Source organism: Chamaesiphon sp. OTE_8_metabat_110 (genome assembly GCF_031382685.1).
Taxonomy (GTDB): Bacteria; Cyanobacteriota; Cyanobacteriia; order Cyanobacteriales; family Chamaesiphonaceae; genus Chamaesiphon.
The window spans coordinates 1-7,863 of the sequence record NZ_JANMZA010000397.1 but is presented as its reverse complement, the minus strand read 5'-3'; the positions used below and the strand labels follow the sequence as shown (position 1 = coordinate 7,863).

9 protein-coding genes and 1 pseudogene are annotated in these 7,863 nt (G+C 48.9%); 7 read left to right on the top strand and 3 right to left on the bottom strand.

Annotated elements, in window-relative coordinates; all coding sequences use genetic code 11:
* Positions 1-336: 336 nt before the first annotated feature.
* The 7 genes from RMO52_RS14525 (at position 337) to RMO52_RS14495 (ending at position 5,960) form a co-directional block, all read left to right on the top strand.
* Positions 337-819, top strand: a complete 483-nt coding sequence (locus RMO52_RS14525) for an MSMEG_0572/Sll0783 family nitrogen starvation response protein (protein ID WP_310415460.1) — start codon at positions 337-339, stop codon at positions 817-819.
* Positions 820-1,152: 333 nt separating this feature from the next.
* Positions 1,153-2,142: a Nit6803 family nitrilase gene (locus RMO52_RS14520; RefSeq protein WP_310415457.1), complete on the top strand. Its 990-nt coding sequence runs from the start codon at positions 1,153-1,155 to the stop codon at positions 2,140-2,142.
* Positions 2,143-2,263: 121 nt separating this feature from the next.
* Positions 2,264-3,352 (top strand): MSMEG_0568 family radical SAM protein, encoded by a 1,089-nt coding sequence (locus RMO52_RS14515; protein WP_310415454.1) that lies wholly within the window; start codon positions 2,264-2,266, stop codon positions 3,350-3,352.
* A gap of 194 nt (positions 3,353-3,546) precedes the next feature.
* Positions 3,547-4,050 carry an MSMEG_0567/Sll0786 family nitrogen starvation N-acetyltransferase gene (locus RMO52_RS14510; RefSeq protein ID WP_309738345.1) on the top strand — a complete coding sequence of 168 codons (504 nt, stop codon included), beginning with the start codon at positions 3,547-3,549 and terminating at the stop codon, positions 4,048-4,050.
* Positions 4,050-5,003 (top strand): sll0787 family AIR synthase-like protein, encoded by a 954-nt coding sequence (locus tag RMO52_RS14505; RefSeq protein ID WP_310415451.1) that lies wholly within the window; start codon positions 4,050-4,052, stop codon positions 5,001-5,003. Before RMO52_RS14510 ends, RMO52_RS14505 begins: the two co-directional genes overlap by 1 nt.
* Before the next feature lie 47 nt (positions 5,004-5,050).
* Positions 5,051-5,479, top strand: a complete 429-nt coding sequence (locus RMO52_RS14500; protein WP_310415448.1) for an MSMEG_0570 family nitrogen starvation response protein — start codon at positions 5,051-5,053, stop codon at positions 5,477-5,479.
* 79 nt (positions 5,480-5,558) lie between these two features.
* Positions 5,559-5,960: a glutamyl-tRNA amidotransferase gene (locus tag RMO52_RS14495; RefSeq protein ID WP_310415445.1), complete on the top strand. Its 402-nt coding sequence runs from the start codon at positions 5,559-5,561 to the stop codon at positions 5,958-5,960.
* Here the strand turns inward: RMO52_RS14495 and RMO52_RS14490 are convergent.
* The 3 genes and pseudogenes from RMO52_RS14490 to RMO52_RS24755 form a co-directional block, all read right to left on the bottom strand.
* The gene (locus tag RMO52_RS14490; protein ID WP_310415442.1) at positions 5,957-6,736 is read right to left on the bottom strand and encodes an ABC transporter ATP-binding protein; all 780 of its coding nucleotides are present in this window, start codon (positions 6,734-6,736) and stop codon (positions 5,957-5,959) included. The genes RMO52_RS14495 and RMO52_RS14490 overlap by 4 nt on opposite strands.
* 138 nt (positions 6,737-6,874) lie before the next feature.
* Positions 6,875-7,732, bottom strand: coding sequence for an ABC transporter permease (locus RMO52_RS14485; RefSeq protein WP_396134991.1), 858 nt, complete (start codon positions 7,730-7,732; stop codon positions 6,875-6,877).
* A pseudogene (locus tag RMO52_RS24755) lies at positions 7,710-7,863 on the bottom strand (aliphatic sulfonates ABC transporter substrate-binding protein); the annotation flags it as partial. The pseudogene RMO52_RS24755 and the gene RMO52_RS14485, both read right to left, overlap by 23 nt.

Here is a 7,863-nt window from a genome sequence, read left to right as displayed (position 1 = left end):
CTATATACGTGGGGTTCTGGACGGTTTTCAGGTGTAGCTCGCGATGCAAATTATATCGCTGAACATATTGCAATCAAAGAAAAGGTATCTACAGCTAGTAATTGGAGTATCGTCAATGAATTCTTACTCGGTTCGTAGTCTACGATACAACTATTTTAAAAATCTAGCAATTTTGCTATGTATCGAGCAAATTTGATCGGTATTTTGAAAATAGTATAAATTGTTAACTGTTCCTAATGCTAAACATCCTTAGTTCGTATTTGACGATACAAAACTAGCAGTCGATCGAACGCTAGTCTGGTAGCAATATTAACAACCAGAACGGAGCAGAGCGTCATGCCAGAAGTTACTATTCCCGCTCACAAGACTGGTGATTTTCTAGTCGATTACGAAGAAAAAGTTTTCCCCGATGTCCAAGCTGAACCTGGTGAGAAGGCTTTAGTGACATTTCACACGGTGGCATTTGAAGGATCGATCGGTTTAGTCAACTTATTGCAAGCCACCCGGTTGAAAAAGAAGGGCTTTGATACTTCAATTTTACTCTATGGCCCTGGGGTGACATTAGGTTTACAACGGGGTTTTCCAAAGTTAGGTGATGAGGCATTTCCTGGGCATCAAAACTTCACTGTACGAATTGCTAAATTTATCAGCGATGGTGGCAAGGTTTATTGTTGTCGGTTTGCTTTGCAAGCTTTGTATGGGCATGGTGAGGCTTCTTTGATTCCAGGGATTATTCCGATTAATCCGTTGGATGTGTTGGATATCGTGTTGATGCACCGCAAGGAAGGGGCGTTTATTTTAGATACCTGGACTCTGTAAGTTTGAGGTGCTGTGAAAATCTACCCACCCCGCTCTACGGGCACCCCTGTCTTGTCTCGCTGTCTTGTCGCTTTTTTATTAGGGGGGAACCCTAGACCTAAAAAAGCCGCTAAACCCTCGGCAAAGCCGAGGAGCGCGAGCCGCTCCGAGAAGGGGATTTTATGGAGAAAATAGTCCACGCAGATCTGTAGGTTGGGTAGAGGCTCTGCGAAATCCAACCCACTCACAGATCGATGTTGTAGTCCACACAGCCAGTAGGGTGGGTAGTGGCCACCATCTAGGTTTCAGACATATGACGCGATGATTTGGGATCGAACAGAAGAGGTAAGAATTGTGGATTTTACGCGCAAAGTTCGAGCGGCTGCCGTGCAAATTAGTCCGGTTTTATTCAGTCGCGAAGGAACTACTGAAAAAGTGTTGGCATCGATCGACAAAGCTGCCCAAATGGGCGCAGAACTCGTGGTTTTTCCCGAAACGTTCATTCCCTACTATCCCTATTTTTCGTTCGTGCAGCCGCCCGTATTGATGGGCAAGGAGCATCTACGGCTGTATGAAGAAGCTGTCGAAGTGCCTAGTCCGGTCACTGAGGCGGTAAGTCAGGCGGCTCGATCGCATCAAATCGTCGTGGTACTGGGGATTAACGAACGCGATGGCGGTTCGCTCTATAATACCCAGCTCATCTTTGATGCCGATGGAACGCTCTCGCTCAAACGGCGCAAAATTACGCCCACATATCACGAGCGGATGGTGTGGGGGCAAGGCGATGGCGCGGGCTTGAAGGTAGTGGATACGGCGGTAGGAAAAGTGGGCGCGTTAGCCTGTTGGGAGCATTACAATCCCCTAGCACGCTTCGCACTGATGGCACAGCACGAGCAAATCCACTGCGCGCAATTCCCTGGCTCGATGGTGGGTCAAATTTTTGCCGAGCAGATGGAAGTCACGATCCGCCACCACGCGCTCGAAGCAGGTTGTTTTGTGGTAAACGCGACAGGCTGGCTCTCGCCCGAACAAGTCAGTCAAATTACTACCGATGACAAGCTCCAGAAAACTCTCAGCGGCGGTTGTTTTACGACGATTATCAGCCCTGAAGGGAATATCCTGCATCCTCCCATTACTGAGGGCGAAGGAATCGCGATCGCGGATCTGGATTTCGCGCTGATTACCAAGCGCAAGCGGATGATGGATAGCGTCGGGCATTATTCCCGTCCCGATCTGTTGCAGTTACAGATGAATTCGAGTCGGTGGGCGGTGGTGAATGAGTGTGACGACGGAGATCTACCCACCCCGCCCTTTGGGCACCCCTCCAAGGAGGGGATTTATTAGCCCAGTAGCGTAGATCTGTAGGTTGGGTAGAGCGAAGCGAAACCCCACATCACAGCCAAAGATTCTTTCATCGTATTAGCGAAACCCAACCCCAGCACCTCCTCGGAGGGGAATAAGAGCGATGAACAAACAAAAATTGATGACCGAACTGCAATCCCAAGGATTGCAACTAGTAGAAGTCGGAGCTGGTGTATCTGGGAGAAAAGGCGGTGCGGGGCCATCCGACCATAAGGCGGTGACGATCGACGGTACCACTATCATGGTGCCCATCTACACCGAAACCGCCGCCCGATCTGCCTATACAGCCACCATCGACCTCACATCCACTCAAGCCAGCCTCCACATAGAGGGACGAGAAATCGGCTCGATCGAATTCCCAAAAACGCCCCAATTTTACAACCTTAGCACCACAGACGGCATCCCCTACTGGAAAATTGCCCTGCTCCACAGCAACGATGTCCTGGCAACTACCGTCTTGCAAACCTGTATGCGGTACCGCAATAGCGAGACTGTCTGCCAGTTTTGCGCGATCGAGCAATCCCTAGCCGCCGATCGGACGATCGCCCGCAAAACCCCCGCGCAACTGGCGGAAGTCGCCGCCGCAGCAGTGCGATTGGATGGTGTCAAACACCTGGTAATGACCAGCGGCACCCCCAATACACCCGATCGCGGTGCCGCTTATCTAGCCGAATGCGCCCAAGCCGTAAAGCAACGCGTCGAGCTGCCAATTCAAGTCCAATGCGAACCCCCCGATGACTTTAGGTGGTTCCAAAAGCTCAAAGATGCGGGGGTAGATAGTCTGGGGATGCACCTCGAAGCCATCACCCCAGAGGTGCGCGCCAAAATCATGCCGGGAAAAGCTGATGTGCCCGTCGAGTATTACTTTCAAGCTTTTGCTGCGGCTGTCGAAGTATTCGGACGGGGACAAGTTAGCACCTATCTCCTGGCTGGATTGGGCGATACGGTTGAGGCGCTGGTTGCTGGCTGCGATCGACTGATTGAGCTTGGTGTTTATCCCTTTGTCGTGCCTTTTGTGCCGATTACTGGTACGCCATTAGCACATCACCCCGCACCCAGTAGCGAGATGATGTTTGCCCTTTACCAGCAGGTGGGTGGACTGCTAAATCGATCGGGTATGTCTGCGAAAGATATTAAAGCAGGCTGCGGTAAATGCGGCGCATGTTCCGCTTTGTCTAGCTTTGAAGTTTAGCGCGTCACATAACCACAGCGGTTGTGTCTTGTCGCGCTAAACCGTCGGGAAACCCGACGAGCGCGCGCCGCAAACCGCCGCTAGTGTTGCAAAACCCGCCTACGCGGGTTGGGAATCTTTATCAGTCCGCGAAGGCGGACTTCGCACCACAAGCAACGACTTCAGTCGTTGTCCCATCTAAAGCAGCCAATACCATGTCCTCCACCTACCTATTCAAACTCGCCCGCACCCGATCGGAAATCGCCGCCTACCACGCCCTGCGCCGCAAAATCTTCGTCGAAGAACAATCCCTATTCCAACATGACGATATAGATAGCCTAGATGCGATCGCCCATCCCATCATCGCCGTCGCACCCGATGCCCAATCCTTAGCCGTTCTGGGCGTCGTCCGCATCTACGAATCCGAACCCCGCCTCTGGTATGGCGGGAGATTGGGCACCCATCCCGACTATCGTCGTGGCTGGCACATCGGTAAAGGATTAATTCATCAAGCCGTTACTACCGCCAATGCCTGGGGCTGCGATCGATTCCTCGCCACCGTCCAAATCCAAAACGTTCGCTTCTTCCAACGCTTACATTGGGATTCGCTCGAAGAAATCGAAATTCGCGGCATCGCCCACCACCTGATGCAAGCAGATTTAGACTTCTATCCTGCCAATGACGAGATTCGCCCATTGCAATACAGCCAAGCATCCTAATGGAACTCGCGCTCCTCGCCCAAAAACTAAAACAATCTCTGGGTATCGTCCACAAACAAGATATTCAAACCGTTGCGAGATTTCTTGCCACAGAGAACGCCCCTAGTGATATCCTCCTGGGCGATGACTGTGCGGCTATTCCTGACGGCGATGGCTATCTACTGCTGGCTACTGAAGGGATGATGCCTGATTTTGTCTCATCCGATCCGTGGTTTGCGGGTTGGAGTGCAGTGATGGTAAATGTTAGCGATATTTATGCCATGGGTGGCAGGCCGATCGCGGTTGTAGATACACTATGGAGTCAAGATGCCGCAATTAGTCAGTCGCTCTTAGCCGGGATGAGTGCTGCCGCACGAGCGTATGGAGTGCCGATCGTCGGCGGACATACCAACGGGCGCAGTGAATATAATGCCCTATCTGTGGCGATTTTAGGACGCGCCCAGCAGTTAATTTCTAGTTTCACAGCGCAACCTGGAGATCGATTGGTAATGGCGATCGATCTGCGCGGCAAATCTCATCCCAAATATCCATTCTGGAATGCCGCTACCGAAACAGCTCCAATTAGACTTTGTGCCGATCTCGAACTGTTGCCCAAACTGGCTGAAAATGGACTGTGCGCTGCGGGAAAGGACATCAGCATGGGGGGAATCATCGGCACGACTCTAATGCTGCTAGAAACCTCTAAATGTGGAGCGGTGCTGGATCTCGACGCCATTCCCCGACCGCCAGAAATATCAGTCGATCGCTGGCTCGTCAGTTTTCCCAGTTACGGATTTTTACTCAGTGTCCATCCCGAACATGTCCCTACCGTCCAACAGATGTTTCGCGATCGCCAAATTGTCTGCGAAGATATCGGTGAAGTCAGCAATAGTCCTCAATTAATGCTCAAATTCCACCAAGAATCGACTGTATTTTGGGATTTCGAGCGCGAACACCTCACGGGATTTAGATAAGTTATTTCAACATGACAAAGGCAATTCTGGCGTTGCTGATTTAAGGTATGGTTTGCTCTTCAGCCCTGCCAGATCCTTCGGATCTGGCGGGACTGAAGAGCAAGACCTATGCTTTATACCCCAATTCAGCAACGCCGCAATTCTCAATTCTCAATTCTCAATTCTCAATTCTCAATTCTCAATTAATACCCATGCCAGAAACCCGCTTTAAAATTCAATGGCCGGATGGTTCGGAAGAAACCTGTTATTCGCCATCTTCGATCGTCAAAAAATATTTAGAGATCCGAGATTACGAGCTGGCTGATTTTGTCGATCGCGCTCAGACGGCTCTGAATATTGCTAGCGATCGAGTGCTTGCCAAATATGGTAAACCCTGCGGTTTGGCGATCGGTCAATTAGCCGAGATTAAATCTAAAGCAGCGCAGTTTAATTCGGGCACCAGCCAGAGCATTCGAGTTATTGAATTTATTGAATAGATCTGTGTGCGAGATGTGAGTAGTTGCAAGTATAATTCTATGTTTCCCGAACATTTTCCTACTAGCTACAATCGAATCTATGTTAGATACTTGCGAACTGGCTGTTAATGGCACCTTGATGCTGGGTTTGGAGCTAAATGGCAATTTGCAACAGGTGGGTGCCCAGTTCGGGTATGAAACTACAACCGCGCCAATTTATCGCTTGTGGTCGATCGAAAATCGGCATCCGGCGATGATGAGAGTGAGTCTGGGTGGAGCGGCAATCGCGATCGAGATCTGGTCGTTACCACTAGCTGGATTAGCCCAAATCTTGCAGCAAGAACCCGCTGGATTGTGCATTGGCAAAATCAAATTAGCAGATAATCGTGAAGTTTTGGGCGTGCTGGGCGAGCAGTTCTTGTGTGAGGGTCAACCGGAAATCACCCACTTTGGTGGCTGGCGAAATTACACCAAATCGATCCAAACGCGCTCTGCGTTCTAAACTTTTGCGGCAACTAAGCCCTCCGCTCCATATTGACGGAGCAACACCATCAATTCATCGCGGTAATCTTGAAAGATCGTGTGACGTTTGGCGTTAGCACCGCGCTCTGCTAAATCGATCGTCAGCTCTTTTTTAACTGTACCAGGACGAGAACTAAGTACGAAGATCCGATTGGAGAGAAATACTGCCTCTTCCACATCGTGAGTAATCGAAAGAATCGTAATTTTAGTCCGTTGCCAGAGATCGATAATAAATTCGTGCATCGATTCTTTGGTATGAATATCTAAGGCTCCAAATGGTTCGTCCATTAATAAGATTTGAGGTTCGCAGACTAGAGCGCGGGCGATGGCGACGCGTTGTTTCATCCCGCCAGATAGCTCATTGGGCAAACATTTGGCAAAGTCAGTCAAACCGACGACATTGAGATAATAACTAGCACGTTCGCGGCGCTCTCGTTTGGATACTCCTTGTAGTTTGAGACCAAACTCGGTATTCTCCTGGATGCTCAACCACGGATACAGAGTATAGTTTTGAAATACCATGCCGCGATCGGGACTCGGCCCTTTGACTGGCACCCCTGCAATCCGAATCTCGCCACAGCTCGGCGTATCGAGTCCCGCAATTTGCCGCAGCAGCGTAGATTTTCCCGAGCCAGAGGCTCCTACTATACAGACAAATTCGCCCCGCTCGATATTGATGTTGATGTTTTTAAGTACGGTTAGATTTCCATTCTGAGTCTGGAACTGTTTGGATAGATTATCGATTTGTACAAACATCTAATTTTTTGCGAGTAGTGGTTTTAATCTAGTCGATCGTCAAGCAGGTAAATATTGGCAAATTATAGCATTAAATATCTCCGATCGAGCGACCGCCTAATGACGGATCTTTGAGCTACGTCTGGATATTTCTGGCTGCTAATTATGCTCTGACCACTTGCAAAAAACTCTAATTAGATATTGAAATAACAAGTCTAAAACTAGTCCGATCGTGCCGATGACAATAATACCGACAAAAATCTCATCGGTTTTTAAAAATCTCCCAGCCACACTAATTCTCCGACCCAATCCTTCTGTCGCCGCGATGAGTTCGGCGACGATGACTAATTGCCATGCAGCAGCTAAATTGATCCGACAAGCATCTAAAATACCTGGAATCACATGGGGAAATATCACCATCAATAGCGTCTGCAAGCGATTTCCACCTAAGATATAAGTTGCTTCGATTAAATCTTTAGATACAAATTTAACCGTATCCATTACCATTAAAGCATTGAAGAAGAATGTACCGATAAAAATCAGCGTAACTTTGGGTGCTTCATCGATACCTTGATAGAGAATTAGGAGCGGAATAAAAGCTGGTGCAGGCATATAGCGCATCAAACCAAATAATGGCTCTAATAACGCCCGAATACTGCGAAAACTGCCCATCAGAATTCCAGTCGGAATTGCGAATAAAGCCGAACAGAAAAAACCGACACCTACTCGCCACAAACTAGCAATTGTGTCTTGTTGTAACTCTCCAGTACCCCATAGTCTTCCAAAAGCACTTACGACCGCAGCAGGTGAGGGTAAAAACTTAGGATCGATCGAACCAAAAGTTGTTATACCCCACCACAAGATTAAGGGCAAACCGAGCGAGATACCACTCAACATCCAATTGAGTGGCCTAGGGATATCTTCTACCAATCTCCAGAATACCGATGGTCGTAAAGACGATCTAGCTCCCGCGTCTGATGAATCTCGATCGCGATTATTTCTTGGCTTTAGCTGCATATGCTTTGACAAATCTGTCATCAAATATTTTAGTTAGATCTGGTTTTGCTTTTGCTAACCCCACCTCACTCAAAAACGCACTCATTTGTGTCGCCGCATATGGCAAAGAATTCATATCATTCCCAGCCTGA

Excerpts from the sequence above, each read along its gene's own strand:
- RMO52_RS14525 (WP_310415460.1), top strand. The coding sequence starts at position 337 with ATGCCAGAAGTTACTATTCCCGCTCACAAGACTGGTGATTTTCTAGTC.
- RMO52_RS14515 (WP_310415454.1), top strand. The coding sequence starts at position 2,264 with ATGAACAAACAAAAATTGATGACCGAACTGCAATCCCAAGGATTGCAA.
- RMO52_RS14510 (WP_309738345.1), top strand. The coding sequence starts at position 3,547 with ATGTCCTCCACCTACCTATTCAAACTCGCCCGCACCCGATCGGAAATC.
- RMO52_RS14505 (WP_310415451.1), top strand. The coding sequence starts at position 4,050 with ATGGAACTCGCGCTCCTCGCCCAAAAACTAAAACAATCTCTGGGTATC.
- RMO52_RS14500 (WP_310415448.1), top strand. The coding sequence starts at position 5,051 with ATGGTTTGCTCTTCAGCCCTGCCAGATCCTTCGGATCTGGCGGGACTG.
- RMO52_RS14495 (WP_310415445.1), top strand. The coding sequence starts at position 5,559 with ATGTTAGATACTTGCGAACTGGCTGTTAATGGCACCTTGATGCTGGGT.
- RMO52_RS14490 (WP_310415442.1), bottom strand. The coding sequence starts at position 6,736 with ATGTTTGTACAAATCGATAATCTATCCAAACAGTTCCAGACTCAGAAT.
- RMO52_RS14485 (WP_396134991.1), bottom strand. The coding sequence starts at position 7,732 with ATGCAGCTAAAGCCAAGAAATAATCGCGATCGAGATTCATCAGACGCG.